Raw genomic sequence first — 24,956 nt, 5'->3', positions numbered from 1 at the left:
GCGCACCAATGTGATCGTCACGCTTGCCGTAGCGTCATTACTGCCTCAATTTAGCGACATTGTCCCGGAAGACCCCAGACTTCATGTCATCGACCTCGTTCAAGCAGTCCATGCGCCGCCTTTGGGCACTGGATAAGTTCAGTTACAGCGTACGGGTATTCATCGCCCTCACCGGCAGCATGACGCTGTGCTGGTATCAGGATGAAATGACCCTGTTGATTCCGCTGTTCCTGGGAATTATCGCCAGCGCCCTGGCCGAGACCGATGACAGCTGGCAAGGCCGCCTCAACGCCCTGGCAGTCACGCTGGTGTGTTTCAGCGTGGCGGCACTGTCAGTGGAGCTGCTGTTTCCCTATCCCTGGGTTTTCGCCATCGCCCTGGCCTTGGCCAGTTTCAGCCTGACCATGCTCGGCGCGCTGGGTGAGCGCTATGGCGCGATTGCCTCGGCCACCTTGATTCTGTCGGTCTACACCATGATCGCCGTGGACCAGCGCGGCGGCGCTGTCACCGACTTCTGGCACGAGCCGTTGCTGTTGGTGGCCGGGGCCGCCTGGTACGGCGCGCTCTCGGTGTTGTGGCAGTTGCTGTTTTCCAATCAGCCGGTGCAACAGAGCCTGGCGCGGCTGTTTCGCGAGCTGGGGCGTTATCTCAAGCTCAAGTCATCGCTGTTCGAGCCCATTCGCCAGCTGGATGTAGAAGCGCGGCGCCTGGAACTGGCCCAACAGAATGGGCGTGTCGTGGCCGCGTTGAACGCGGCGAAGGAAATCATCCTGCACCGCGTGGGCAATGGTCGACCGGGCTCGAAAGTCAGCCGCTACCTCAAGCTCTATTTCCTGGCCCAGGACATCCACGAGCGCGCCAGCTCCTCCCACTATCCCTACAACGCCCTGGCCGAAGCCTTCTTCCACAGCGACGTGCTGTTCCGCTGCCAGCGCCTGTTGCGCCAGCAAGGCAAAGCCTGCCAGACGCTTGCCGAATCGATCCAACTGCGCCAACCGTTCGTGTATGACGCCAGCTTCGCCGAGGCCCTGGGCGACCTGAATGCGTCCCTGGAACACCTGCGCATCCAGAGCAACCCGGCTTGGCGCGGCCTGCTGCGCTCGCTGCGCGCCCTGGCCGCCAACCTCTCGACGCTGGACCGCTTGCTCAGCGACGCGAGCAATCCCGACAGCCTGGCGGAGGCCAGCGACAGCAATCTGCTGGATCGCTCGCCACGCAACCTCAACGAAATGTGGACCCGTTTGCGCACCCAACTGACGCCCACGTCGTTGCTGTTCCGGCATGCGTTGCGCTTGTCCCTGGCGCTGAGCGTCGGCTATTTCATGGTGCATCTGATCCACCCGTCCCAGGGTTACTGGATCATCCTCACCACGCTGTTCGTCTGCCAGCCGAACTATGGCGCCACCCGGCGCAAGCTCGGCCAGCGGATCATCGGCACAGCCATTGGCCTGACGGTGGCCTGGGCGCTGTTTGATCTGTTCCCCAGCCCCTTGGTGCAGTCGATGTTCGCGATCGCCGCCGGGCTGGTGTTCTTTATCAACCGCACCACCCGCTACACCCTGGCCACCGCGGCGATTACGCTGATGGTGCTGTTCTGCTTCAATCAGGTGGGCGACGGCTATGGGCTGTTCCTGCCACGCTTGTTCGATACCCTGCTGGGCAGCCTGATCGCCGGGCTGGCGGTGTTCCTGTTTCTACCGGACTGGCAAGGTCGACGCCTGAACAAGGTGCTGGCCAATACCCTGACGTGCAACAGCATCTATCTGCGGCAAATCATGCAGCAATACGCGGCCGGCAAGCGCGACGACCTGGCTTACCGCCTGGCGCGACGCAATGCCCACAACGCCGATGCCGCGCTGTCCACCACCCTGGCGAATATGCTGATGGAGCCGGGACACTTCCGCAAGGAAGCCGACGTTGGCTTCCGCTTTCTGGTGCTGTCCCATACCTTGCTCAGTTACCTCTCCGGGCTCGGCGCTCACCGCGAAACCCAACTGCCATCTGAAGTCCGTGAACACTTGATCGAAGGCGCCGGCAAGAGCCTCGCAGCGAGCATCGACGAGATCGCTGCGGGACTGGCCAACAAGCAATCGATCGCCATTCAAAGCGATGCCGAAGAAGCCTTGGCGGTGGACCTGGAACAGATGCCCGATGAGATCGATGAAGGACAACGCTTGGTACAGACGCAGTTGGCGTTGATCTGTCGGCAGCTCGGACCGCTGCGAACTTTGGCCGCGCATCTGATAAAGGAGTAACGGTCGCAGTTGAGCGGCAAGCCACCAGCGACAAGCTGCAAGCAGGTTCACGGCGCTTTCTCTTGCAGCTTGAAGCTTGCCGCCTAACCACTGCGCGCAGCGCCCTACATCCCATGCCGCTTCAAGAGACGCGCATAACTGCCATCGGCCTTCATCCGGGCAATTTCCCGATCAAACCCGGCGACGATCTGCTCATGCTTCGGGTTTTTCAGGCTGACGAGGATATGCAGGCTGTTTTCACTCAAGGCCTTGGGCAAGAACTCCAACGCGTTACGCACCTGCGGTGACTCCCGCGCCAGGTAATAGCGCGCGACATACTCATCTTCCACCGTCAGCCTTACCCGTTGAGCCGCCAGCATACGCACCGCCATGGCAAAGTTATGCACCGGGATTTTCTGCAGCCTGGGCTCGGCGTCAAACTCCGCCGAATAAGCATAACCACGCACCACGGCAATGGGATACGGCTGCAGTTGCTGCAGGTTCTGGAACTCCACGGAATCGTCTCGGCGCTTGATGAAACGCACGCGGTTAAGCAAATACTCGACGGAAAACTGCCCCAACTGCTTACGCGTATCGTCGTACCAGGCATTGATCAGCACGTCATAACGGCCGTCCCCCACTCCCATCAGCGCCCTGGCCCATGGCACTTGCTTGAAATCACTGGGATAGCCGGCGCGCGCCAGGGCCGTGGTGACGATGTCGGTGGCCAATCCGCCATTGAGCAGCGTGGCATCGGTAAACGGCGGCCACGCATCAGCGACCAGACGCAAGCGTTCTGCGGCCGCTGTCTGGGCCAGCGACAGCAGTACGAGCACAGCAACGGCACGAGACAATCGCAACATGCTTAATGTCCTTGCTCAGCGGGCAGATCGTTGCGGGCGGTGATGCCCGGCCGGAGGACGGCCAGACTCTGACTGTAGCTTATCGCTCGCGCTGTGCAGCAGCTTACACAAAGCGTCCAGCGGTGAAAGGCTCCAGTGATGGCAATTTGACGCCATTCACACAATAGCCGATTTTCAGCTGTTTGCACGGCCCCCAAGACAGGCTTCGGTCACGGCATTACTATCCAGGACAGGTTTTTACGCGAGCGGCAACAATGACAATTGACTGGGTTTGCAAACATCACACCGATCTGGACAAGGACCAGTTGTACGCCATCCTGCGCCTGCGCCAGGAAGTGTTCGTGGTTGAGCAAAAATGCCTCTATCAGGACATCGACGACCAGGACCTGGTGGGTGACACCCATCACCTGACGGGCTGGAAAGATCAGCAACTGGTGGCCTACCTGCGGCTGCTCGACCCGACCTCCCGCAACGGTAACGTGGTGATCGGGCGAGTGATCGTCGCACCGGTGGCACGCGGTATCGGGCTGGGCCATCAGATGATGGAAAAAACGCTCAGGCAGATCGAGGTCATCTGGCCCGAAACGCCGATCTTTCTCTCGGCCCAGGCACATTTGCAGGGGTATTACGCAGGCTATGGATTTGTGGCGGTGGGCGCGGAATACCTCGAAGATGGCATTGCGCACATCGGCATGCGTCGTCAGGGATAACCCAAGACCCGCTTGATCTGCGCCAGATTGCCTTCAATCCAGCGCGGATCGATCGCCCCCCAGCTGCGAATGCGATAGCGTCCGGCATGATTGCGAGCACCGTCTTCCTGCTCGAACTCACACACGATATCCAGGTCCGCCAACGCGGCAATCGTGTCCTGTGCCGTGCGGCGGGGCATGCCGGTGATGTCGGTCAGGGCCGGGACGCTGCTGGCTAACTGGCTGTCGATCAGATACGCCACATACAGACGCCGGTAGAAACTGCTCTTGGTCTTGCTGACATCCATGCTGCCGTCCTCTTGGGTTATTCCCGCGCCTTGCCTGCCAGGTCCCGATACGTCAGGTAAACCCGCAGGTCAAACTCCACCTGATGATAACCGGGCAACATGTGCTCGCAGAGCTTGTAGAACGCTTTGTTGTGGTCCGATTCCTTGAAGTGCGCCAGCTCGTGGACCACGATCATTTTCAGGAACTGCGGCGCAGCCTCCTTGAACAAGGCGGCGATACGGATCTCTTTCTTCGATTTGAGGTTGCCACCCTGCACCCGGGAAATACTGGTGTGCAGGCCCAGGGCGCGGTGAGTCAGGTCAAGACGATTATCGAACAGCACCTTGTCGATGGCCGGCGCATTGCGCAGATGTTCCTGCTTCAATGCCAGGGCATAGCTGTACAGCGCCTTATCGCTTTGCACGTCATGGCGCTCGGGGTAACGCTGTTGCAGATACTCGCCCAGTTGATCCTTGGCGATCAATTGGCGCACTTGGTCTTGCAGGGCAGCGGGATAAGCCTGGAGGTATTTCAGCGCGGTCATGGGCTCGGACGACGGGGGTGGAATGGTCGCCAGTGTAACCAATTCAGCAGGGGCCTGCGCACAGCTCGAAAGACCGCGGCCAGAGGCTGATCTCCTCGGCAATCAACGGCAGGGCGATGATCGGCCCCTGGATCAGTTGGCAACCATGGGCCTTCAACCACTGGCATTGCTCCAGGGTTTCAACGCCTTGGGCAATCACCAACAAATCGAAATGCCCACACAGCTCGATAATGCTGCGAGCCATCGCCGCATCCCGACGCGAGCCCGGCAGGCGGGCAATCAGTTGGGGCGCGAGTTTGACGGTATCGAACGCGAGGTTGCGCAGGTGCGCCAAGGAACAGTGACCTGCGCCGAAATCATCCAGGGCGAGACGTACACCCACGCGCCGCAACAACTTCAGCTGCTTGGTGGATTCCTCGAGGTTTTGCATCAGGCTTTCTTCGGATATTTCGACTTCCAGTTGCCGGCCGTGCAACCCATGTCGCTCCAGCACCTGCTGCAGTTGGTCGGCCAGATTGGGCATATTGAACTGGCTGCTGCTCAGACTCACACTGAGCACCCAGTCATCGCGCATGATCCGCGCCCACGCAGCCCGTTGGGCGGCCACCTGCTGGTAGATCCAACTGCTGAGCTGGCTGATCAATCGCGCCCCTTCAAGCAACGGCAGGAACAACCCTGGCGGCACATCACCGACGCTCGGGTGCTGCCAGCGCAGTAACGCTTCGACGCCTCTTAAATGACCATCCTCGAGGGACACCTGGGGTTGATACACCAACGTGACGTCTTTGTTGTCGATCGCTGTGCGCACGCTGTTTTCAAGCATCAGCCGCGAGCGGGCGCGGCCGTTCATCTCCTGATCGTAATAGCGATATTGCTGACGGCCCGCTCGCTTGGCTTCGTACATGGCAATGTCCGCCGCATGCAGCAAGCCGTCCAGATCGTTGCCGCAGTCGGGGAACGTCGCAATGCCGATGCTGACACCCAGCATGACGTCCAGGCCGTCGACTTGCTGGCAGATGGATACCCGCTCGATGAGCTTTTCGGCGATCTTTGCCGCCTGCTCCGGATACTCCAACTCCAGCAATGCGGTGAATTCATCACCGCCCATGCGCCCGAGAATGTCGTAGCCGCGCAGGCAGGTTTTCAATTGCGCCGAGACCCAGCCCAGCATCTGGTCGCCAGCCTCGTGCCCAAGGGAGTCGTTGACCCGTTTGAAACCGTCCAGATCCAGGTACAGCAGCACTAATGTGTGCTCGTTGCGCTCGTTACGTTCGTGGTGCTGTAACACGGTTTCCACGGCCTGATAGAAACCACGCCGGTTGAGCAGCCCCGTCAGCGGATCGGTCACCGCCTGGAACTCCAGTTGCTCGTGCAAATGGCGCACTTCAGACATATCCAGCACGGTGACCACCATTGCCTTCTGCTCATCCGGCAAGGGCGCGCATGACATCGCCACGGGCAGTTGTTGGCCGGGGACGGTGCGCAAAATGGCGTCATGCAAGCGCCAGGTCTCGCCTCGACGATAGCCTGCGTATAACTCGGACTCGCGCCAGTCAGGCACGTGAGGTTTTTGCAGGAACCCCAGCAGCGTCTGGCCTTGCAACTCGCCAACCGGCGCATTGAGCAATCGCGAAATCGCCGGGTTGGCGTAGCTGATGACGCCGTCCTCGCCCACCACCAGAATGCCTTCGGCGGCGTTCTCGAGCACCGAGGCATTAAAGGCCCGCGCCAGCTCCAGGTCGTGGCTCAAACGCTGCAACGCCCGTCGGTTGCGCTGGTGCTCCAACAGGGCCTGAACCTTGGGCTTGAGGATGAGCGGGTCGAACGGCTTGAGCAGGTAGTCGATACCACCGCTGGCGTAGCCTTCAAGTACCGCCGTCGGAGAATGGGCGCTGGCGCTCAAGAAAATGATCGGCGTCATGCAGGTACGCTGGCTGCCGCGCATCAGCCGAGCCACTTCAAAACCATCCATACCGGGCATTTTTACATCCAGCAATACCAGGTCTACGTCATGTTCCAGCAGTAACGCCAAGGCTTCGAGACCGGACGCTGCGGTGACCACTTGCCAATCCTCGCACTGCAGAAGCGCGCGCATGCTGATCAGGTTTTCCGGGTAGTCATCGACCACCAGGAGTACCGAAGAGCCTTCGCCGTGCTGGGTTGGAACGCATTCCATGCTGCTTCTTATCCTTGAAGATGTATTCCGGTCACTTTTGAGAGAAAAAGCCGGACAAATCGTGAGGTCTCACTCTAGCCTTGGATCCTGTAAAGCAGAAGTGACGACGGTGCCATCGTTGTGCCAAAGATCACTGAGCCGACTAACGGTCAGGCGCCACAGGCCCCCTATCATGGGAAAGATGGCTTTTTGACAGACTCTTGACGCCAATAAATCGCCTTAAAGTGATTAACAAACGTTTACCAGCCGCTTATAACGAATAGGCGAACACGCGGGCCAAAGCCTTTTGGCTCTTCTTACGTTTTTAAAAGGCGCACCTCATGATCGACCTGTCCACCTGGAACCTGAGCATTCCCGTCGGAACCCCACCTGCCACAATCAACACTCCCAAGCTGCTCAGTGGTTTCAACGGCAAATACTTCCAGGCCAAAGGCAGCAGCGTGCAATTCTGGACACCCGTTACCGGTACCCGCACCGAAAATGCCATCTATCCCCGCAGCGAGCTGCGAGAAACCTACACCGATGGGCGACTACGCAATTGGACCTATACCGAAGCCGACAACTTCCTGCGCGCCACCTTGGCGGTCAACCAGGTGCCTTCCTCCGGCAAGATCGTGATCGGCCAGATTCACGCCTATGACAGTCAAAAGCCGTTGTTGAAAGTCGAGTACCAATACAAGGAGAAAACCCAGAGCGGCAACATCGTCGCCAAGGTTCGCATGCGCCCGGATGACAGCAAAGGCCGGGTGATCATCGTCGCCGAGAATGTTCCGCTGGAGCGAAACTTCACCTACGTCATCAATTTGAACAAGGCCGGGCTCTTGAGCGTCCAGGCGGCCAGCGGGCAATGGAACGAACGCATCGGCGCGGCCTGGGGCAAAAAGCCGTTGTACTTCAAGGCCGGGGTCTACGTTCAGGACAACAAGGGCGACAGTAAGGAAGGTGGCAAAGTGACGTTTGCCAAGCTGGATATTGATCACAACTGACGTCCCCCCTGGGCTGCCGTATTGGTTATTGCAGCTGTGCGTGGGAGGCCTTCGGGTCTGCCGGGTCTTAACGCCTAGGTCTGCGAACCCGCGTACAGTTGCCACTCCATTTGTTTCGCAGCAAACGGTGGCCATTCTTCTCTTGAGTTAAGGATTTGCCATGAAGGCACAACTACGCATCTGGTCCAGGACGTGAGCGATGTGTTCCGGGTCATTGAGCACCGGGTCACTGACATTCCATCGCGTAAACGAAGCAAATTCCGGCCGAAAAAAAGCCCGCATCGCTGCGTAATGCTGTTCAATTAAGAAAGTCGCGTGCCGAACACCATCTTGTGGCGAGGGGGCTTGTCCCCCGTTGGGCTGCGCAGCAGCCCCAGTCAGGAAAAACGCGGTGTATCAGACAATTCTCGGCGCCCGGTTTTGGGGCTGCTGCGCAGCCCAACGGGGGACAAGCCCCCTCGCCACAGGAGATTTTCAGCCTTAACTGAACGGCATTACGCATTGCTGCGGGCTTTTTTAAACACCTAAGGCTCAGTTCACCTTGGCGTTCAACTCACCTTTCAGATAACGCTGGTACATCGCCTCCAACGAGATCGGTTTGATCTTCGAGGCGTTGCCCGCCGTGCCAAAGGCCTCATAACGCGCGATACACACGTCACGCATGGCGGTGACGGTGGCGCCGAAGAATTTGCGCGGATCGAATTCGCTCGGGTTGGTGGCCATCAGGCGACGCATTGCGCCAGTGGACGCCAGGCGCAGGTCGGTGTCGATGTTGACCTTGCGCACGCCGTGCTTGATGCCTTCGACGATTTCTTCAACCGGTACGCCGTAGGTTTCTTTGATATCGCCGCCGTACTGGTTGATGATCGCCAGCCACTCTTGCGGGACCGAGGAAGAACCGTGCATCACCAGGTGGGTGTTAGGGATGCGCTTGTGGATTTCCTTGATGCGGTCGATGGCCAGCACGTCGCCGGTAGGCGGCTTGGTGAACTTGTAGGCGCCGTGGCTGGTGCCGATGGCGATGGCCAGGGCATCCACCTGGGTGCGCTTGACGAAGTCAGCGGCTTCTTCCGGATCGGTCAGCATCTGGCTGTGATCCAGCACGCCTTCGGCACCGATGCCGTCTTCTTCGCCGGCCATACCGGTTTCCAGCGAACCCAGGCAACCCAGCTCGCCCTCCACCGATACGCCGCAGGCGTGAGCCATGGCCACGGTTTGTTGGGTGACGCGCACGTTGTAGTCGTAGTCGGTCGGGGTCTTGCCGTCTTCACCCAGGGAGCCGTCCATCATTACCGAGGAAAAGCCCAGCTGGATCGAGCGCTGGCAGACGTCAGGGCTGGTGCCGTGGTCCTGGTGCATGCACACCGGAATGTGCGGGAACTCTTCGATAGCCGCCAGGATCAGGTGACGCAGGAACGGGGCGCCAGCGTATTTACGCGCACCGGCCGAAGCCTGGACGATCACTGGAGAGTCAGTCTTGTCAGCGGCTTCCATGATGGCGCGCATCTGCTCAAGGTTGTTGACGTTAAAGGCTGGTACGCCGTAGCCGAACTCGGCTGCGTGGTCCAGCATTTGACGCATGCTGATAAGTGCCATTGTCTCTCTCTCCCGGTCGAGGGTCGTTAATCGTGCAAGCGTGCCGTAGCGGCGACTGCTATTCAAGTTATTGCAGGTCAGGGTTTGCATACCTGCCCTGCTGAATCGTTTTTTGTGTATCCGGCTCAACACCGATACCACGTTTGTAACCGAATCAGGCGTGGGAGCGGGCTTGCTCGCGAAAGCGGTGTGTCAGTCACCGAATTCGTCAGTTGAACCACCGCCTTCGCGAGCAAGCCCGCTCCCACACTTGGATCTCATCTATTTTGAAATCGTATGCTTACTGGGCTTTGCAACCCCGGCCGATCAAATCGTCGGTGGCCACCCAGTAAACCAGGCCTTCCTCACCCTTTGTGTGAAACGCCAACTGGTCGTTGCTGTACAGCGTCCCCGAGGCAGCCACCTCCTCTTTGAGGCGATAGACCTGATCCGCCCCGCCCAGGCGTACATCCACCTGGCTGTGGCTGTCATCGACAAACCGCCAGATCACGTGTGCCCGACTGTCACAGGTCCAGGTCGTCCATGTGTCCTGCGGTTCAGCCGGGTTGCCGAACATGTCCAGGTTGCTGCAGCCGGCCAATAACGCCAGGGCCGCCAGCGCGATAACGCCTTTCATTGCCACTCCTCGAACGGCGGCACGAAGCCGCCACTGCTGTCGGTTAGTGAGTCAGACCCATCAAGGGCAACCCTGTTCCTTACCTTTGGGCGGGGAATCGTATTTCTCCAGCCTATCAGGCCCAATCCGCTTGCTGATCACCGGCAGGGTTTCGGCCTGCCACTCAGACTGATAGCACGCATGTTCCGGCTCCACGCTTTCAGCTTCGGGCGCCGCCTTCGGTGCGCTGCCGCAGCCAGCCAGCAGGCCCGCAGCGATCACCAGCGCAAACGACTTGATCATGGGAATACTCCTTTTCCGGACCGTGAGCCTTAGCCTTTGGCCCGGCTTTCCAGCACTTCAACCGCGGGCAGGACCTTGCCTTCAACAAACTCAAGGAACGCGCCACCACCGGTAGAAATGTAGGAGATTTGATCGCTGACGCCATATTTATCGATAGCCGCCAGGGTGTCGCCGCCGCCAGCGATGGAGAACGCCGAGCTTTGTGCAATCGCCTGGGCCAGCACTTGGGTGCCGTTGCCGAACTGGTCGAACTCGAATACGCCGACCGGTCCGTTCCACAGGATGGTACGGGACGCTTTCAGCAGTTCGGCGAAGTTGGCTGCAGTTTGCGGGCCAATGTCCAGGATCATGTCGTCAGCCGCGACATCCGCAATCAGCTTGACGGTGGCTTCGGCGCTTTCGGCAAACTCTTTGGCGACCACGACATCGACCGGCAGCGGCACGCTGACTTTGGCGGCGATGGCGCGGGCGGTGTCCAGCAGGTCCGGTTCGTAGAGGGATTTGCCCACCGGGTGACCGGCAGCCGCGAGGAACGTATTGGCGATGCCGCCGCCGACGATCAGTTGGTTACAGATCTGGCTCAAGCTGTTGAGCACGTCGAGCTTGGTGGACACCTTCGAACCGGCCACGATGGCCGCCATCGGCTGGTCCGGGGCACCCAGCGCCTTACCCAGGGCCTCGAGTTCAGCGGCCAGCAATGGACCTGCCGCGGCGACTTTAGCGAACTTGGCGACGCCGTGGGTCGAACCCTCGGCGCGGTGAGCGGTACCGAAAGCGTCCATCACGAATACGTCGCACAGGGCCGCATATTGCTGGGCCAGTTCGTCGCTGTTGTTTTTCTCGCCCTTGTTGAAGCGCACGTTTTCGAACAACACGATGTCGCCCGCCTTGACGTCAACGCCGCCCAGGTAGTCCGCCACCAGCGGCACTTCACGGCCCAACGCCTTGCTGAGGTAATCGGCTACCGGCTTGAGGCTGTTTTCGGCCGAGAACTCACCTTCGGTCGGACGACCCAAGTGGGAGCAGACCATCACGGCCGCGCCTTTTTCCAGGGCCAGCTTGATGGTCGGCAGCGAAGCCAGGATTCGCGCATCGCTGCTGACAACACCGTCCTTGACTGGGACGTTGAGGTCTTCGCGAATCAGTACGCGCTTACCTTGCAGATCGAGGTCGGTCATCTTCAACACGGTCATGGGTCGCATTTCCTGAGTTACTGTTTGTGAGAGACAGAAAGGGCTGAAGCGGTTTGCAGATAATGTTCTGCAACATCCAGCATTCGGTTGGCAAACCCCCATTCGTTGTCGAACCAGGCCAGGATGTTCACCAGCCGTGGGCCGGAAACGCGGGTCTGACTGGCATCGACAATCGCCGAATGTGGGTCGTGGTTGAAATCACAACTGGCGTGGGGCAACTCGGTGTAGGCCAACAAGCCTTTGAGCGGGCCGCGGGTAGCGGCTTCGCGCAGGATCCGATTGACCTCGCCGGCGTCGGTGTCGCTGACAGTCTGCATCGTAATGTCCAGGCACGACACGTTCACGGTTGGCACACGCACTGCTTTGGCCTGGATTCGCCCGGCAAGTTCCGGCAGCAAGCGTTCGATACCGCGAGCCAGGCCGGTGGACACCGGAATCACCGACTGGAAGGCCGAGCGCGTACGGCGCAGGTCTTCATGATGATAAGCGTCGATCACCGGCTGGTCGTTCATCGCCGAATGGATGGTGGTGATCGACACATACTCCAGGCCAATCGCCTGATCCAGCAAGCGCAGCAGCGGCACACCGCAGTTGGTGGTGCAAGAGGCGTTGGATACCAGCAGTTCGGCACCGCTCAGGCAATCCTGATTGACGCCGTAGACGATGGTGGCGTCGACATCCGCCTCGCTGGCCATCGGCTGGGAAAACAGCACGCGCGGTGCGCCGGCGTCGAGAAAGCGCTGGCCGTCGGCACGCGTGTTGTAGGCACCGGAGCATTCCAACACCAGGTCGACGTCCAGCGCCGCCCAGTCGATGCCCTCGGGCGTGGCACTGCGCAGGACCTGCACGCAGTCGCCATTGATATGCAGACAATCGCCGTCGACCCGCACTTCGCCGGGGAACCGGCCGTGGGTGGAGTCAAAGCGTGTCAGGTATTCGATGCTGGCCATGTCGGCCAGATCATTGATCGCGACAATCTCAAAGCCCGCCGTCGCTCCCCGTTCGAACAGAGCACGCAAGACGCAACGACCAATCCGGCCGTAGCCGTTGAGTGCAACTTTGTAGCGACGCGGTTGAGGCATGGGGTTCTCGATTACCTTGGGTAAAGGGGGGAATGTACCGCCGCCTTCGCGAGCAAGCCCGCTCCCACAGTTGAAACGCATTCCAAATGTGGGAGCGGGCTTGCTCGCGAAGGGGCCAGTACAAGCACCCCAATCTACAGCCTTAGTCTTCCAGCAGCTCTTCAGCCTGGCCCAGGATATTTTCCAGGGTGAAACCGAACTCCTCGAACAGCGCTGGCGCTGGCGCCGACTCACCGTAGGTGGTCATACCGATCACGCGACCTTCCAGGCCCACGTACTTGAACCAGAAATCCGCATGCGCCGCTTCGATGGCGATACGCGCGCTGACCTGCAACGGCAGCACCGATTGCTTGTAGTCGGCATCCTGGGTATCGAACACGCTGGTGCAAGGCATGGAAACCACACGCACCTTGCGGCCCTGTTCGGTCAGCTTGTCGTAGGCCTGAACGGCCAGGCCGACTTCGGAACCGGTGGAGATCAGGATCAGCTCAGGCTCGCCAGCACAGTCCTTGAGCACGTAGCCACCACGGCTGATGCTTTCGATCTGGGCGGCATCGCGCTCCTGATGCTGCAGGTTCTGACGCGAGAAGATCAGCGCCGTAGGGCCGTCCTTACGCTCGATCGCGTGCTTCCAGGCCACGGCCGATTCGACCGCGTCCGATGGACGCCAGGTGTCCAGGTTCGGCGTGGTACGCAGGCTGGTCAGTTGCTCGACCGGCTGGTGCGTCGGACCGTCTTCGCCGAGGCCGATGGAGTCATGGGTGTAGACGTGAATCACGCGTTTTTTCATCAGCGCGGCCATGCGCACTGCGTTGCGGGCGTATTCCATGAACATCAGGAACGTGGCGCCGTAAGGCACCAGGCCACCGTGCAGGGCAACGCCGTTCATGATCGCGCTCATGCCGAACTCACGCACGCCGTAGTACATGTAGTTGCCGCTGGCGTCTTCAGCCGATACGCCTTTGCATCCCTTCCACAAGGTCAGGTTGGAACCGGCCAGGTCAGCCGAACCACCGAGGATCTCCGGCAGCAGCGGACCGAAGGCGTTCAGGGTGTTCTGGCTGGCCTTACGGCTGGCGATGGTTTCGCCCTTGGCCGCGACTTCGGCGATGTAGGCCGAGGCTTTTTCCGAGAAGTCGGCAGGCAGGTCACCGGCGAGGCGACGCACCAGTTCGTTGGCCAACTCAGGGAACTCCGCGGAGTAGGCGGCGAAACGCTGGTCCCACTCGGCTTCAGCGGCGCGACCGGTTTCCTTGGCGTCCCACTCGGCGTAGATGTCAGCCGGGATTTCGAACGGGCCATGGTTCCACTTCAGCGCTTCACGGGTCAGGGCAATTTCCGCGTCACCCAGCGGGGCGCCGTGACAATCTTCCTTGCCCTGCTTGTTCGGCGAACCGAAACCGATGGTGGTCTTGCAGCAGATCAGGGTCGGCTGCTCGCTCTTGCGTGCGGTTTCGATAGCGATCTTGATCTCTTCCGGATCGTGACCGTCGACGTTGCGGATCACCTGCCAGTTGTAGGCTTCGAAACGCTTTGGCGTGTCGTCGGTGAACCAGCCTTCGACTTCGCCGTCGATGGAGATGCCGTTGTCATCGTAGAACGCGATCAGTTTGCCCAGGCCCAGCGTGCCGGCCAGGGAGCTGACTTCGTGGGAAATGCCTTCCATCATGCAACCATCACCCAGGAACACATAGGTGTGGTGGTCGACGACGTTATGCCCAGGACGGTTGAACTGCGCCGCCAGGACTTTTTCAGCCAGGGCAAAGCCCACCGCGTTGGCCAAGCCTTGGCCCAGCGGGCCGGTGGTGGTCTCGACGCCCGGGGTGTAGCCGAATTCCGGGTGCCCCGGGGTACGACTGTGGAGCTGGCGGAAGCTCTTCAGGTCATCGATGGACAGGTCGTAGCCGGTCAGGTGCAGCAACGAGTAGATCAGCATCGAGCCATGGCCGTTGGACAGCACGAAGCGGTCACGGTCGGCAAACGACGGGTTGCTCGGGTTGTGCTTCAGGTAATCACGCCAAAGTACCTCGGCGATATCCGCCATGCCCATAGGGGCACCGGGATGGCCGCTGTTGGCTTTTTGCACGGCATCCATGCTGAGGGCACGAATGGCGTTGGCACGCTCACGACGGCTGGGCATCGCTGTTCTCCTGCGGATATTGAATCGAGAGTGAATAAAAGAAACGGAAAAAAGGACCGGCATTTTCCCTCAGCCACCGCCTTCGGGCAATGACAGATAGCGACTTATGCAGGTTTTTCCTGTGCTTTGGACTGCATTCCCCTGGCGAACACTTCCCGCCGTTCGTCTAAAGGTTATAGCGCTTGCTTATAACCGCCACTTATCGACCAATATCAAAACTTTTTGATATTGGCCTTGCGAGGATTTAAAGCCGTCACTAGACTGCTGGCCTTATGAACTTACCCGCGCCTTCCATTCGCCCCGACGATTGCGATGAGCTGGCGGCCCTGTGCAAGGCCGGCGGCGATCCGTTGCGCCTGAATGTATTGCGCGCGCTGGCCAACGATTCGTTCGGCGTGCTGGAGTTGGCGCGCATCTTTGCCATCGGCCAGTCAGGCATGAGTCACCACCTGAAGGTGCTGGCCCAGGCCGATCTGGTGGCGACGCGTCGCGAGGGCAATGCGATTTTCTACCGCCGCGCCCTGCCCCACTCCGAACAATTGGGTGGCAAGCTGCATGCCGCGCTGCTGGAAGAAGTCGACAACCTGGCCCTGCCCGCCGACGTGCAATCGCGGATCGCCGAGGTACATGGGCAGCGTGCCGCCGCCAGCCAGGACTTTTTCTCACGGGTCGCGGACAAGTTTCGCGCCCAGCAGGACTTGATCGCCGGCTTGGCGCAATACCGCGAAAGCGTATTGGCGCTCCTCGACAAATTGAGCTTCAGCGCCCACGCCACGGCATTGGAAGTCGGGCCAGGCGACGGCGGTTTCCTGCCGGAACTGGCACGCCGCTTTGAACAGGTCACGGCGTTGGATAACAGTCCGGCGATGCTGGAGCTGGCGCGTCAGGTGTGCGAACGCGAACGCTTGGGCAATGTCCGCCTGCAATTGGCCGACGCCTTGAATAATGTGGGCCTGCAGGCCGATTGCGTGGTGCTGAACATGGTCCTGCACCATTTCGCCGCGCCGGCCGATGCCCTCAAGCAAATGGCCGCTCTGTTGCAACCGGGCGGCAGCTTGCTGGTCACGGATTTATGCAGCCACAACCAAAGTTGGGCCAGGGAGGCCTGCGGTGATCTATGGTTGGGGTTTGAACAGGACGATCTGGCCCGTTGGGCCACCGCTGCGGGACTCGCTCCCGGGGAAAGCCTCTACGTAGGCTTACGTAATGGTTTCCAGATTCAGGTCCGCCACTTTCAGCGGCCGGCTGGCGACACTCACCATCGGTAAATATCAGGAAACCTTCGAGATGAGCGAATACTCCCTTTTCACCTCCGAGTCCGTGTCTGAAGGGCATCCGGACAAAATCGCCGATCAGATTTCTGATGCGGTGCTGGACGCCATCATTACCGAAGACAAGTTCGCCCGCGTGGCGTGCGAGACGCTGGTGAAAACCGGCGTGGCCATCATCGCTGGCGAAGTCACCACCTCGGCCTGGGTCGATCTGGAGCAGATCGTTCGTGACGTGATCACCGACATCGGCTACACCAGCTCCGACGTCGGCTTCGACGGCGCAACCTGCGGCGTGATGAACATCATCGGCAAGCAGTCGCCTGACATCAACCAGGGCGTCGACCGTGCCAGACCTGAAGATCAAGGTGCCGGCGACCAAGGCCTGATGTTTGGCTATGCCAGCAACGAAACCGAGGTGCTGATGCCCGCACCGATCACCTTTTCGCACCAGCTGGTGCGGCGCCAGGCCGAAGCCCGTAAAAGCGGCCTGTTGCCGTGGCTGCGCCCAGATGCCAAGTCCCAGGTGACCTGCCGTTACGAGGGCGGCAAAGTCGTCGGCATCGACGCCGTTGTACTGTCGACCCAGCACAATCCGGAAGTCTCCTACAACGACTTGCGCGAAGGCGTCATGGAGCTGATCGTCAAGCACGTCCTGCCTGCCGAACTGCTGACCAAGGACACCCAATTCCACATCAACCCGACCGGCCAGTTCATCATTGGTGGCCCGGTGGGCGACTGCGGCCTGACGGGTCGCAAGATCATCGTCGACAGCTATGGCGGCATGGCCCGTCACGGCGGTGGCGCGTTCTCCGGCAAGGATCCATCCAAGGTCGACCGTTCCGCGGCCTATGCCGGTCGCTACGTGGCCAAGAACATCGTCGCCGCCGGCCTCGCCGAGCGTTGTGAGATTCAGGTGTCCTACGCCATCGGTGTCGCCCAACCGACATCGATTTCGCTGAATACCTTCGGCACCGGCCGCATCAGTGACGACAAGATCGTCAAGCTGGTGCGCGAAGTGTTTGATCTGCGCCCTTACGCAATCACCACCATGCTCGACCTGCTGCACCCGATGTACCAGGAAACCGCGGCCTACGGCCACTTCGGCCGTACCCCTGAACAGAAGACCGTTGGCGACGACACCTTCACCACGTTCACCTGGGAAAAAACCGACCGCGCCAACGACCTGCGTACCGCTGCCGGCCTGTAATCGGGGTCGGCCTGCCCCAGGCCGACCCCAATGGCACCGTCAACGTCTCGGGTGGCCTGTTCCAGTCAGCAGACACACCCGGTAAAAAGCCCCGCGCCCGCGGGGCTTTTTTATCCGCGCTCGCTTGCCTTAGGCTGGGCACCCTTTCCGAGCAAGGATGCTCATGATGACCTCGCGACTGTTGATCTATCTGCTGCTTTTGCTGTGCCCTGCCCTCGCCTGGAGCGATGAATGCCCGGCCTGGCCACCCGCGCAGGCCAAGGACGAGATAACGGCGCTGCAGCGCCAGATCACCCTCTGGGATGACCATTACCATCGGCTCGGCCGCTCATTGATCAGCGACGAGCTTTACGATCAGGCCCGCCAACGCCTGGGCCAGTGGCGCGAATGCTTTGCCCAGGAAGCGCCGCCCGCCGACCATCCGCTGGCCAGTTCTCGCGGGACCTTGCGCCATCCGGTCCCGCACACGGGCCTGGAAAAACTCGCTAGCCAGCCTGCGGTGGAGGACTGGATCCGTGTGCGCGACGGCCTGTGGGTCCAACCCAAGGTCGATGGCGTGGCCGTGACCTTGATCTACCGGGCTGGTCACCTGGTCCAGGCCATCAGTCGTGGCGACGGCGTGTTTGGCCAGGACTGGTCCGCCTCGGCGCGCAAGATTCCGGGGATTGTGCAAAAACTGCCCGAACCCATCGACCTGTTGGTGCAGGGCGAGCTTTATTGGCGCCTGGACAATCACGTCCAGGGCACACAAGGTGGCATGAACGCCCGCGGTAGAGTTTCCGGGCTGATGAACCGCCAGCAACTCAGCGACGTCGACGCCGCCGGCATTGGCTTGTTTGTCTGGGCCTGGCCCCAAGGGCCGGCGGACCTCAAGGAGCAACTCGACACCCTGGCACGCTGGGGCTTCAGCGACAGCCGGCGGTATAGCCAACCCATCGGCAACCTCGAGGACGCACGTTACTGGCGCGTTTTCTGGCACCACCATCCGCTGCCCTTCGCCACAGACGGCATCGTGCTGCACCAGAATCGACGCGCCCCGGCCAACCGTTGGCAGGCCAGCACGCCGTACTGGGCCGCCGCCTGGAAGTACCCGGTTGTCAAAGCCCTGGCGCAGGTAAGAAAAGTGAATTTCAAGATCGGCCGCACGGGCCGTATAACGCCAATCCTGGAGTTGGATCCGGTGCTGCTGGACGACCGCCAGATCCGGCGAGTCAGCGTCGGCTCCTTGAAACACTGGCAGGAGCTGGATATCCGTCCCGGCGATCAGGTTTCCATCAGCCTTGCTGGCCAAGTGATCCCAAGGCTTGAACAAGTCATCTTGCGCAGCCAGACACGGGTCGAGGTCGAGGTGCCAGTGGCGAGCGATTTTCACCCTCTAAGCTGCTGGCAATTGATCCCGGGCTGCGAGGAACAGCTACTTGCGCGCTTGACCTGGCTGAGTAGCAATCAGGGGCTGGACCTCCCGCATATTGGCCGCGAGACCTGGAGCACACTGATCCAGGCCGGTCAAATCAATGGCTTGGTCGATTGGTTGAACCTTGATGAGGCAGAGCTTGCTAACATTGACGGACTCGGTGATCGAAGCAGCGAACGCCTGCTTGCCAGTTTGCGCAGTGCCCGCCAGCGACCATTCGTACAATGGTTGAGTGCTCTGGGTGTTCCGCCCACTGCGCGCAATAACCTGGAAGGCGGCTGGAATGCCTTGACCACTCGGGATGCTCGAGCCTGGCAAGCCGAAGCGGGAATCGGCCCGGGACGCGCCGTACAATTGAGCGCGTTTTTCCACGACCCGCATGTCGTGGCCATCGGCGAAACATTACGTGCCATTGGAATAGATGGCTTCTAGCGCGCTATCAGTCAGATTAACCGGTGCCGGCAGAAACCATCCTGCTCACCTTACAGCGACCTTGTTTACCTTGGAGTCTTTATGAAATTTCTTGCACCGCTCGCCCTCTTGACCGCCGCCTTCGCGAGCACACCGCTGCTGGCCGACGAAGCCGCATCGCAACTGACCGGCTGTGCCGCCAAGCGCCAGGCCATCACCACTCAGATCGAGCAGGCAAAAGCCCACGGCAACGATGCACAGCAAGCCGGCCTGGAAAAGGCCTTGAGCGAAGTCACCACCCATTGCACCGACGCCTCCCTGAAAAAGGAGCGTGAAAACAAGGTGCTCGATGCCAAGCACGAAGTCAGCCGTCGCCAGGCAGACCTCGACAAGGCCATGAAAAAGGGTGACTCCGAGAAGATCAACAAGCGCAAAGACAAGCTCGCCGAGTCCCGCAAGGAGTTGCAGGACGCCTTGAACGAGTTGGACAAGTAAGTCGCAGACGCTCTTCTTGTGCGGGCCGACTCAGTGATTGCGGAACTGTTTATGACAGGCGCTGCAGGCATCTTCGACTTTCTGCACCGCCGGCCCCAGGTTACTGGCTTTGTACGGCTGCACCTGGCTGGCGATTACCAACTCAGCGGTGGCCGTCTCGAGGTTGCGCGCCAGTTCCTGGAAAAGCGCCTGTTTTTGCCAGACATCGTCCGTGGCGCTGGTGTGATCTTCTTCGCGCACCTTCGGGAAATGTTTCCAGGGCTCATGGGACAGTTTGTCCAGCGCAACCGCGCCCTCGGAAAATCTTGCCCCGTCGAATGGCACCCGTCCACGCAGCATGCCACCCAGGTCTTCACTGGTTTTGAGCATCTGCTTGAAAATCGCCTTGCGCTGGCCCAACGGCGAATCGGGATCAACCCCGCCGCAAGCAGACAAGGTCAGGCAGGCCAGCAGTACAAGCGTCAGTTTTTTAAAAGTCATGGTGGCTCAGTCACGGAAAACGGCGGCCAGTATCCCCGCCCCGCCCGCAAAGACCAATAGCCCTATTAATAATATGGATTGCCGGAGCCGCCACTGACTCGGGTGATCATCTCAGGAATTGCATGCATGAATGTCCCGCTGAACCCCTGGAGCCGCCGCCTGGCGTGGGCTCTTCCGATGATCGCGCTGCTCGCCGGTTGCGACGGCGGCAACGCCCCGCAACCCAAACCAGAAGCCGAAAAGCCCCACGCCATCGCGACCTATGTCAGCACCACGTGGGACGCCTTGCCGGTGGTATCCGACAGCGACCTGCAAGCTGGCTTCGAATCCTGGCGCAGCGCCTGTCAACGGCTCAAGAACGACCCGATCTGGGGAACCACCTGCGCGGCGGCAACCAACGTTCCGGCGACCGCCAACGATATCCGCGGGTTCCTGAAGGCGCAGTTGGATGTCTACAGCCTGCGCTCGAAGGACGATACGCCGAATGGCTTGATCACCGGTTACTACGAGCCGGTGTATCCGGGCAGCCTGACCGAGACCGATACCGCTCACGTCCCCGTGTTCGGGGTGCCTGACGACCTGATCATCGTCAACCTGGAGAGCATCTACCCGGAACTCAAGGGCAAGCGTCTGCGCGGACGCCTGGAAGGACGCGTACTAAAACCCTACGACGATGCCGGTACCATCAACCAGCAAGGCTCCAGCGCCAAGCCCATCGCCTGGCTGACCAACCCGATGGACCTGCAATTCCTGCAAATCCAGGGCTCTGGTCGCATCCAGCTGGCCGACGGTCGTCAACTGCGCGTGGGCTATGGCGATCAGAACGGCTTTCCCTATCGTCCTATCGGTCGCTGGCTGGTGGAACAAGGCGAGCTGAAAAAAGCCGACGTGACCATGGGCACCATCAGCGCCTGGGCCAAGGCTCATCCCGAGCGTATTCCGGAACTGCTGGCGAGCAATCCCAGCTACGTGTTTTTCAGCGCCCGCCCCGACAGCAATGAAGGCCCGCGCGGTTCGCTGAACGTGCCGCTGACCGCTGGCTACAGTGTGGCAGTGGATCGCAAGGTGATTCCGCTGGGCAGCCTGCTATGGCTGTCGACCACGCGCCCCGACGGCGCGCCGATCGTCAGGCCGGTGGCGGCCCAGGATACCGGCGGCGCAATTACCGGCGAGGTCCGCGCCGACCTGTTCTGGGGCACCGGCGATGCAGCGGGTGAACTGGCCGGAAACATGAAACAGCAAGGCCAGATCTGGATGCTGTGGCCCAAAGGCGCGGTGCTGCCCAAAGTGCCGGATGCGCCTGCAGGAAGCTGAAGAGCAAATCCGGGAGCGGCGGTGTGACTTGCCGCTCCCAGACTGAACCGCGTCCAGCCTTTACATTGATACGAAAAAGAAAGACGCAATCAGCGCCATGCCCACAAACCACACCAGCGAACGCAATATTGCCCAGTCCGCCAGGTAGCAAATGATGTAGAGCAAGCGACTGGTGATGAACAGCACCGCCAGCACGTTGATGGTCACCAGTTCCGCGTTGCCCGCCATGTGCGCAATGATCACGGCCGCGGCAAACGCCGGGGTCACTTCAAAGCTGTTGAGCTGCGCGCTGTGGGCACGCCGGGCAAACCCCTCGAGCGTTTCCAGGAAGGCCCGGGGGTCATGGTTTTGCCGTGGCCCGAACTTGCCCTCACTGAACTTGGCGACGCCGGTACACACGTACGGCAGAAAAATTGCGATCAACACACACCAGAAAGCCACTGTCATTACTCATTCCTTTTTTTGGTTTTATCCGACGCTCAGAACTTCATCACGCACATGCCGATCAGTTCCCGCCCACACGCTATGAGGCGCGGCCGGCCGAAAGGTTCTTCCGGTATCACCTAACTGACAACTTACCCGGATCATTCGGTCCGCCCACAGCGCGGCAGCTTAGACACTAGCTCACTTGCCCGGAACACGCTGCATGTGCGCCTTCGTCTCGCCTCACGGCACCTTCTTGGAGCGCTGCGCTTGCGGTGGCTCCGCCGTCGGCTTGGGTACGCTGCTTTCACTGCGAACCTGCGCATGACTGATCAGGGCGAAGATAAAACTGCCACCGATAATGTTGCCGGCAAGCGTCGGTCCGGCAAACACCAGCCAGAAATCTTCCCACGGCAACTCGCCGGCGAACACCAGGTAAGAGACTTCCGCCGAACCTACGACAATATGGGTGAAGTCACCCAACGCCATGAAGTAGGTGATCAGAATAATGATCCAGACCTTCGCGCTTTCCATCGACGGGATCATCCACACCATGGTCGCGATCATCCACCCGGCGACAATACCCTTGGCAAACATCTGGCCGCTGTCGTTCTCCATGACCTTGCGCCCGATCTCCAGAAAAGCCAGGTCGGTCTTGGCATCGAAAAGCGGCAGATGCAAAATCACATAAGCGACCAACAACGTGCCGCACAGGTTGCCCACCAGCACCACCGTCCACAACCGCAGCAGTCGCCCGGCGTTGGCCAGCGTCGGCTTGCTCATCACCGGCAATACCGCGGTCAGGGTGTTTTCGGTGAACAATTGCTGGCGCGCCAGAATCACCGCCAAAAAGCCTGCGCAGTAACCAAAGCTGCTGATGACCTTGAAAGTTTCCTCGTCCGGCAGGCGTGCGGTGAGCAAGCCCATGCCCATCAGTGAAAGGCCCATGGTCAGACCAGCGGCCAACGCCGACCACCACAGCGCGGCAACGCTGCGCTCCAGCTCCTGATCCCCCTGGGTGCGAATGATTTCATGCAGAACCGCCGCCCGGGGCGGCTGATTCTTGTCCACATCCTGCTGTTCTTCCGCGGAGAGGTCGGCGGACTTGTCGTCTGTTTGGGTGACCATAATATTCCTGAATCCAAGGGAGGCCTGTAGCTACGACAGACTGGATCCGAAGCTGTTCACTGCAGCTTTGGTCAAGCCCGCATGCGCCAGGCCTTGGCCATCTCCACAGTGGTGGAGTGCTGCACTTTTTTCCAGGGCCGATTGCGCGCCACGTAGTGCTCGGCGATGCCATCGAGCACTTGATTGATTTGAGAAGCCGTGGTGGCCCGCGCCAGGTTTTGCTCGGCGCGCCGCAGCAAGGCGATGTTGCTATCCGGCTGTCCGGGGCGAAACAGCGACGGATAAATCACCTCCCGCGTGAAGTTATCGGCAATCACCGCGATGTCGCGTCTGCGCATTTCGGCCACCGCGCGGGCCATGACATGGGACACAGCCGTCGGCTGCACAGCACTGAATTGCAATAACTGCTGATAGTTGCGGTTATCCGCGGTATTGAGCCTTTGGCCCAACCATTCGACCTGCTCCGGACAACTGGCAAGCGCATCCAGATTACGCAACGCCCGCGCCAACCCGGGTGTCAGCAGCAGCGCTGGCGTCGCGTTGGCCTGGACGATGGCGGATTCCACGGCATGCAGCGCCAGCGACGCGTCGTGCCGGAACCGCAGCACGTCAGTGCATGCCCCGCTTTCCTGCAGCCGATTCACCGCCTGGGCCAACAGTTGGTCATCCATGGCCAGTACCGCGGCGTCCAGCGATTCGAACAGATGCCGTTCACGCACACTGGCGCGCGCCTGCAAATGCGCGTCGACGGCGCGGCGGGAGAGCTCTTGCAAATGGTCTTTCACCGCGCTGGGCATCGTGAAATTGACCGTGCCATTGAGCCAGCCTCGAAAATCACCCTTTTCACCGTTCAACGGCAGCGTCACGGTCTGGTCAGCGAAGGCCTTCAATCTGGCGCGTTTCAGCTCGCTGGCCGCCGTACAGGGAACGCCGCTGATGCAGTCGGTCAGGCTGCTGGCAAACCCGACCCGCACCACCGGTTTCAACGGCACTTCGGACTCGAACTTGATAATCAACTGTTCAGTCCGGTTCAACAGGCTTTCGGCGAAAGATCGCTGGAACAGCTCCTTGACCGGTGTATTGAGGAGCATGCCGCCGTCTTGAAAGGCCACTTTCTCGGTCGCCGCCTGAAATGGCTGGCCTTGTTCAACCGGCGAGCTGAACAGGATCGGCAGCGCGCCAGAGATATGAGCGGCATGGGCGATATCCATGTCCGGCGTCAGCTCGGCATTGAACACCACCAACTGTGGCCGTCCGTCGAACATCCCCGTGCCGGTGATACTGAGTTGCTTGATCGCCGGAATATGCCGACTCAACACCTGCAGGTCGCGGAACGTGGTGGTGCCGCCTGCGGCAAGCCTGCCAGCGATGGCGACTATCTCTGCCGCACGGCGGTTTTCGGGAAGGCGGGCGATATGGGCCAGCACGGCGTGCCGCGATTCAGTGCGCACCAGGGTTTCCAGGGGCGCGGCATCTGACTGCAGGCGCGGCAGCAGGGTCAGCAGCAATTGCGAGTAGCTGCCCACCGGGCCCGGCAGGCGCCCTAGCACTTTGCCGAGACTCGAACCGGCATTTTGCAGCCAGGCGACAACCGGGGTCTTACTGTTCAACAGCTTGGGAAGCTCAATAGTGTCCGATAACGTATCGAACGCTTCAGCATCCATGCCACTGGCCAGCAGCGCAGCTGAAATCCCCCCCGCAGACGAACCGATAATCACCTGGACGCCCTCTAGCGCGTGCTTATCCTCAAGCGCCTGGGCCACCCCGGGAAACGCGATACCCTTGGCGCCACCGCCACTGAGCACCAACCGCGAAACGGCCGGTGGCGATACCAGCAGTTCCACCACGCCATTGCTGTATCGACTGAGATCCAGCTTGCGCTCGCCCACGCCCTCCAACAACGAGGTTTTTGAGCCCCGAGGACGAACAAGCGCATTTATCGGACTGCCGAGCAGCGGCACTGCCAGCCCCGCACCGAGGACGTCCTGGCGGTCTACAGCTGAACATTGCGGCCCCGGCGGTGGAACATGAGTTGGGGCGAGGACCTTCATAAACACGCGCTCTCCTTAAGGGGTAGCCCTAAGTGTGGTGAGCGCGTGCGGGAATGATCCGTGCAGAATCATC

At 60.4% G+C, this 24,956-nt stretch carries 22 protein-coding genes; 8 read left to right on the top strand and 14 right to left on the bottom strand.

Going from position 1 to position 24,956, the window contains the following annotated elements; translation table 11 throughout:
* Positions 1-83 precede the first annotated feature (83 nt).
* Positions 84-2,255: a YccS family putative transporter gene (gene yccS, locus AC6CIA_RS12585; protein WP_498312390.1), complete on the top strand. Its 2,172-nt coding sequence runs from the start codon at positions 84-86 to the stop codon at positions 2,253-2,255.
* Positions 2,256-2,359: 104 nt separating this feature from the next.
* On the opposite strand, the gene AC6CIA_RS12580 is transcribed toward yccS, so the two are convergent.
* Positions 2,360-3,097 carry a substrate-binding periplasmic protein gene (locus tag AC6CIA_RS12580; RefSeq protein ID WP_498312388.1) on the bottom strand — a complete coding sequence of 246 codons (738 nt, stop codon included), beginning with the start codon at positions 3,095-3,097 and terminating at the stop codon, positions 2,360-2,362.
* 254 nt (positions 3,098-3,351) lie between these two features.
* Here AC6CIA_RS12580 and AC6CIA_RS12575 point away from each other — a divergent pair, with 254 nt between their 5' ends.
* Entirely contained in the window at positions 3,352-3,807 is a 456-nt protein-coding gene (locus AC6CIA_RS12575; RefSeq protein ID WP_498312386.1) for a GNAT family N-acetyltransferase, read from the top strand.
* Here AC6CIA_RS12575 and AC6CIA_RS12570 read toward each other — a convergent pair.
* Genes AC6CIA_RS12570 through AC6CIA_RS12560 form a run of 3 tightly spaced genes read right to left on the bottom strand, consistent with a single transcriptional unit; the run spans position 3,798 to position 6,794 of the window.
* Entirely contained in the window at positions 3,798-4,094 is a 297-nt protein-coding gene (locus AC6CIA_RS12570) for a winged helix-turn-helix domain-containing protein (RefSeq protein WP_498312384.1), read from the bottom strand. The genes AC6CIA_RS12575 and AC6CIA_RS12570 overlap by 10 nt on opposite strands.
* A gap of 17 nt (positions 4,095-4,111) precedes the next feature.
* Positions 4,112-4,618, bottom strand: coding sequence for a M48 metallopeptidase family protein (locus AC6CIA_RS12565; RefSeq protein ID WP_084378505.1), 507 nt, complete (start codon positions 4,616-4,618; stop codon positions 4,112-4,114).
* A 43-nt stretch (positions 4,619-4,661) separates the two neighbouring features.
* Entirely contained in the window at positions 4,662-6,794 is a 2,133-nt protein-coding gene (locus AC6CIA_RS12560) for a putative bifunctional diguanylate cyclase/phosphodiesterase (RefSeq protein ID WP_498312382.1), read from the bottom strand.
* 320 nt (positions 6,795-7,114) lie between these two features.
* Between AC6CIA_RS12560 and AC6CIA_RS12555 the strand changes: the two genes are divergently transcribed.
* The gene (locus tag AC6CIA_RS12555) at positions 7,115-7,780 is read left to right on the top strand and encodes a polysaccharide lyase family 7 protein (protein WP_498312380.1); all 666 of its coding nucleotides are present in this window, start codon (positions 7,115-7,117) and stop codon (positions 7,778-7,780) included.
* Positions 7,781-8,311: 531 nt separating this feature from the next.
* Here the strand turns inward: AC6CIA_RS12555 and fba are convergent.
* The 6 genes from fba to tkt all read right to left on the bottom strand — a co-directional run bounded on the left by fba (position 8,312) and on the right by tkt (position 14,689).
* Positions 8,312-9,376 carry a class II fructose-bisphosphate aldolase gene (gene fba, locus AC6CIA_RS12550; protein WP_008081027.1) on the bottom strand — a complete coding sequence of 355 codons (1,065 nt, stop codon included), beginning with the start codon at positions 9,374-9,376 and terminating at the stop codon, positions 8,312-8,314.
* A gap of 280 nt (positions 9,377-9,656) precedes the next feature.
* A complete protein-coding gene (locus tag AC6CIA_RS12545; protein WP_498312378.1) occupies positions 9,657-9,992 on the bottom strand; it encodes an MliC family protein in 336 nt (111 codons plus the stop codon).
* A 60-nt stretch (positions 9,993-10,052) separates the two neighbouring features.
* Positions 10,053-10,274: a hypothetical protein gene (locus tag AC6CIA_RS12540; protein ID WP_498312376.1), complete on the bottom strand. Its 222-nt coding sequence runs from the start codon at positions 10,272-10,274 to the stop codon at positions 10,053-10,055.
* A gap of 29 nt (positions 10,275-10,303) precedes the next feature.
* Positions 10,304-11,467, bottom strand: coding sequence for a phosphoglycerate kinase (locus tag AC6CIA_RS12535; protein WP_498312374.1), 1,164 nt, complete (start codon positions 11,465-11,467; stop codon positions 10,304-10,306).
* A 17-nt stretch (positions 11,468-11,484) separates the two neighbouring features.
* Positions 11,485-12,549 (bottom strand): erythrose-4-phosphate dehydrogenase, encoded by a 1,065-nt coding sequence (gene epd, locus AC6CIA_RS12530; protein ID WP_498312372.1) that lies wholly within the window; start codon positions 12,547-12,549, stop codon positions 11,485-11,487.
* Positions 12,550-12,691: 142 nt separating this feature from the next.
* Positions 12,692-14,689, bottom strand: a complete 1,998-nt coding sequence (gene tkt / locus AC6CIA_RS12525; RefSeq protein WP_498312370.1) for a transketolase — start codon at positions 14,687-14,689, stop codon at positions 12,692-12,694.
* A 272-nt stretch (positions 14,690-14,961) separates the two neighbouring features.
* Between tkt and AC6CIA_RS12520 the strand changes: the two genes are divergently transcribed.
* From AC6CIA_RS12520 to AC6CIA_RS12505, 4 genes are all read left to right on the top strand, one after another.
* Complete coding sequence (locus tag AC6CIA_RS12520; protein WP_498312368.1) at positions 14,962-15,957, top strand: ArsR/SmtB family transcription factor; 996 nt, start codon at positions 14,962-14,964, stop codon at positions 15,955-15,957.
* A gap of 19 nt (positions 15,958-15,976) precedes the next feature.
* Positions 15,977-17,167 carry a methionine adenosyltransferase gene (gene metK, locus AC6CIA_RS12515; RefSeq protein ID WP_498312366.1) on the top strand — a complete coding sequence of 397 codons (1,191 nt, stop codon included), beginning with the start codon at positions 15,977-15,979 and terminating at the stop codon, positions 17,165-17,167.
* Positions 17,168-17,330: 163 nt separating this feature from the next.
* Positions 17,331-19,013 carry an NAD-dependent DNA ligase LigB gene (gene ligB, locus AC6CIA_RS12510; protein WP_498312364.1) on the top strand — a complete coding sequence of 561 codons (1,683 nt, stop codon included), beginning with the start codon at positions 17,331-17,333 and terminating at the stop codon, positions 19,011-19,013.
* A gap of 81 nt (positions 19,014-19,094) precedes the next feature.
* A complete protein-coding gene (locus AC6CIA_RS12505; protein ID WP_339528102.1) occupies positions 19,095-19,487 on the top strand; it encodes a DUF1090 domain-containing protein in 393 nt (130 codons plus the stop codon).
* A 30-nt stretch (positions 19,488-19,517) separates the two neighbouring features.
* Here AC6CIA_RS12505 and AC6CIA_RS12500 read toward each other — a convergent pair whose 3' ends face one another.
* Positions 19,518-19,967 carry a c-type cytochrome gene (locus tag AC6CIA_RS12500; RefSeq protein WP_498312362.1) on the bottom strand — a complete coding sequence of 150 codons (450 nt, stop codon included), beginning with the start codon at positions 19,965-19,967 and terminating at the stop codon, positions 19,518-19,520.
* A 126-nt stretch (positions 19,968-20,093) separates the two neighbouring features.
* Here AC6CIA_RS12500 and mltA point away from each other — a divergent pair, with 126 nt between their 5' ends.
* Entirely contained in the window at positions 20,094-21,281 is a 1,188-nt protein-coding gene (mltA, locus tag AC6CIA_RS12495) for a murein transglycosylase A (RefSeq protein WP_498312360.1), read from the top strand.
* A gap of 60 nt (positions 21,282-21,341) precedes the next feature.
* Here mltA and AC6CIA_RS12490 read toward each other — a convergent pair whose 3' ends face one another.
* The 3 genes from AC6CIA_RS12490 to AC6CIA_RS12480 form a co-directional block, all read right to left on the bottom strand.
* Positions 21,342-21,728 (bottom strand): MAPEG family protein, encoded by a 387-nt coding sequence (locus AC6CIA_RS12490; protein ID WP_084378519.1) that lies wholly within the window; start codon positions 21,726-21,728, stop codon positions 21,342-21,344.
* Between the two features lie 219 nt (positions 21,729-21,947).
* Positions 21,948-22,832: a formate/nitrite transporter family protein gene (locus AC6CIA_RS12485; RefSeq protein ID WP_498312358.1), complete on the bottom strand. Its 885-nt coding sequence runs from the start codon at positions 22,830-22,832 to the stop codon at positions 21,948-21,950.
* Positions 22,833-22,903: 71 nt separating this feature from the next.
* Positions 22,904-24,883, bottom strand: coding sequence for a patatin-like phospholipase family protein (locus tag AC6CIA_RS12480; protein WP_498312356.1), 1,980 nt, complete (start codon positions 24,881-24,883; stop codon positions 22,904-22,906).
* Between the last annotated feature and the right edge of the window lie 73 nt (positions 24,884-24,956).

It is taken from the genome of Pseudomonas sp. GQ91 (assembly GCF_059758795.1).
The sequence above is the reverse complement of the archived record's forward strand: the minus strand, read 5'-3'. Positions and strand labels throughout refer to the sequence as shown.

What these genes read in the sequence shown, in the direction of transcription:
- AC6CIA_RS12535 (WP_498312374.1), bottom strand. Translation starts at nt 11,467, where the DNA reads ATGACCGTGTTGAAGATGACCGACCTCGATCTGCAAGGTAAGCGCGTA.
- AC6CIA_RS12570 (WP_498312384.1), bottom strand. Translation starts at nt 4,094, where the DNA reads ATGGATGTCAGCAAGACCAAGAGCAGTTTCTACCGGCGTCTGTATGTG.
- AC6CIA_RS12575 (WP_498312386.1), top strand. Translation starts at nt 3,352, where the DNA reads ATGACAATTGACTGGGTTTGCAAACATCACACCGATCTGGACAAGGAC.
- AC6CIA_RS12500 (WP_498312362.1), bottom strand. Translation starts at nt 19,967, where the DNA reads ATGACTTTTAAAAAACTGACGCTTGTACTGCTGGCCTGCCTGACCTTG.
- AC6CIA_RS12555 (WP_498312380.1), top strand. Translation starts at nt 7,115, where the DNA reads ATGATCGACCTGTCCACCTGGAACCTGAGCATTCCCGTCGGAACCCCA.
- tkt (WP_498312370.1), bottom strand. Translation starts at nt 14,689, where the DNA reads ATGCCCAGCCGTCGTGAGCGTGCCAACGCCATTCGTGCCCTCAGCATG.
- AC6CIA_RS12480 (WP_498312356.1), bottom strand. Translation starts at nt 24,883, where the DNA reads ATGAAGGTCCTCGCCCCAACTCATGTTCCACCGCCGGGGCCGCAATGT.
- ligB (WP_498312364.1), top strand. Translation starts at nt 17,331, where the DNA reads ATGATGACCTCGCGACTGTTGATCTATCTGCTGCTTTTGCTGTGCCCT.
- AC6CIA_RS12560 (WP_498312382.1), bottom strand. Translation starts at nt 6,794, where the DNA reads ATGGAATGCGTTCCAACCCAGCACGGCGAAGGCTCTTCGGTACTCCTG.
- AC6CIA_RS12565 (WP_084378505.1), bottom strand. Translation starts at nt 4,618, where the DNA reads ATGACCGCGCTGAAATACCTCCAGGCTTATCCCGCTGCCCTGCAAGAC.
- AC6CIA_RS12545 (WP_498312378.1), bottom strand. Translation starts at nt 9,992, where the DNA reads ATGAAAGGCGTTATCGCGCTGGCGGCCCTGGCGTTATTGGCCGGCTGC.
- AC6CIA_RS12520 (WP_498312368.1), top strand. Translation starts at nt 14,962, where the DNA reads ATGAACTTACCCGCGCCTTCCATTCGCCCCGACGATTGCGATGAGCTG.
- AC6CIA_RS12580 (WP_498312388.1), bottom strand. Translation starts at nt 3,097, where the DNA reads ATGTTGCGATTGTCTCGTGCCGTTGCTGTGCTCGTACTGCTGTCGCTG.
- AC6CIA_RS12485 (WP_498312358.1), bottom strand. Translation starts at nt 22,832, where the DNA reads ATGGTCACCCAAACAGACGACAAGTCCGCCGACCTCTCCGCGGAAGAA.
- AC6CIA_RS12490 (WP_084378519.1), bottom strand. Translation starts at nt 21,728, where the DNA reads ATGACAGTGGCTTTCTGGTGTGTGTTGATCGCAATTTTTCTGCCGTAC.
- metK (WP_498312366.1), top strand. Translation starts at nt 15,977, where the DNA reads ATGAGCGAATACTCCCTTTTCACCTCCGAGTCCGTGTCTGAAGGGCAT.
- fba (WP_008081027.1), bottom strand. Translation starts at nt 9,376, where the DNA reads ATGGCACTTATCAGCATGCGTCAAATGCTGGACCACGCAGCCGAGTTC.
- epd (WP_498312372.1), bottom strand. Translation starts at nt 12,549, where the DNA reads ATGCCTCAACCGCGTCGCTACAAAGTTGCACTCAACGGCTACGGCCGG.
- AC6CIA_RS12505 (WP_339528102.1), top strand. Translation starts at nt 19,095, where the DNA reads ATGAAATTTCTTGCACCGCTCGCCCTCTTGACCGCCGCCTTCGCGAGC.
- AC6CIA_RS12540 (WP_498312376.1), bottom strand. Translation starts at nt 10,274, where the DNA reads ATGATCAAGTCGTTTGCGCTGGTGATCGCTGCGGGCCTGCTGGCTGGC.
- yccS (WP_498312390.1), top strand. Translation starts at nt 84, where the DNA reads ATGTCATCGACCTCGTTCAAGCAGTCCATGCGCCGCCTTTGGGCACTG.
- mltA (WP_498312360.1), top strand. Translation starts at nt 20,094, where the DNA reads ATGAATGTCCCGCTGAACCCCTGGAGCCGCCGCCTGGCGTGGGCTCTT.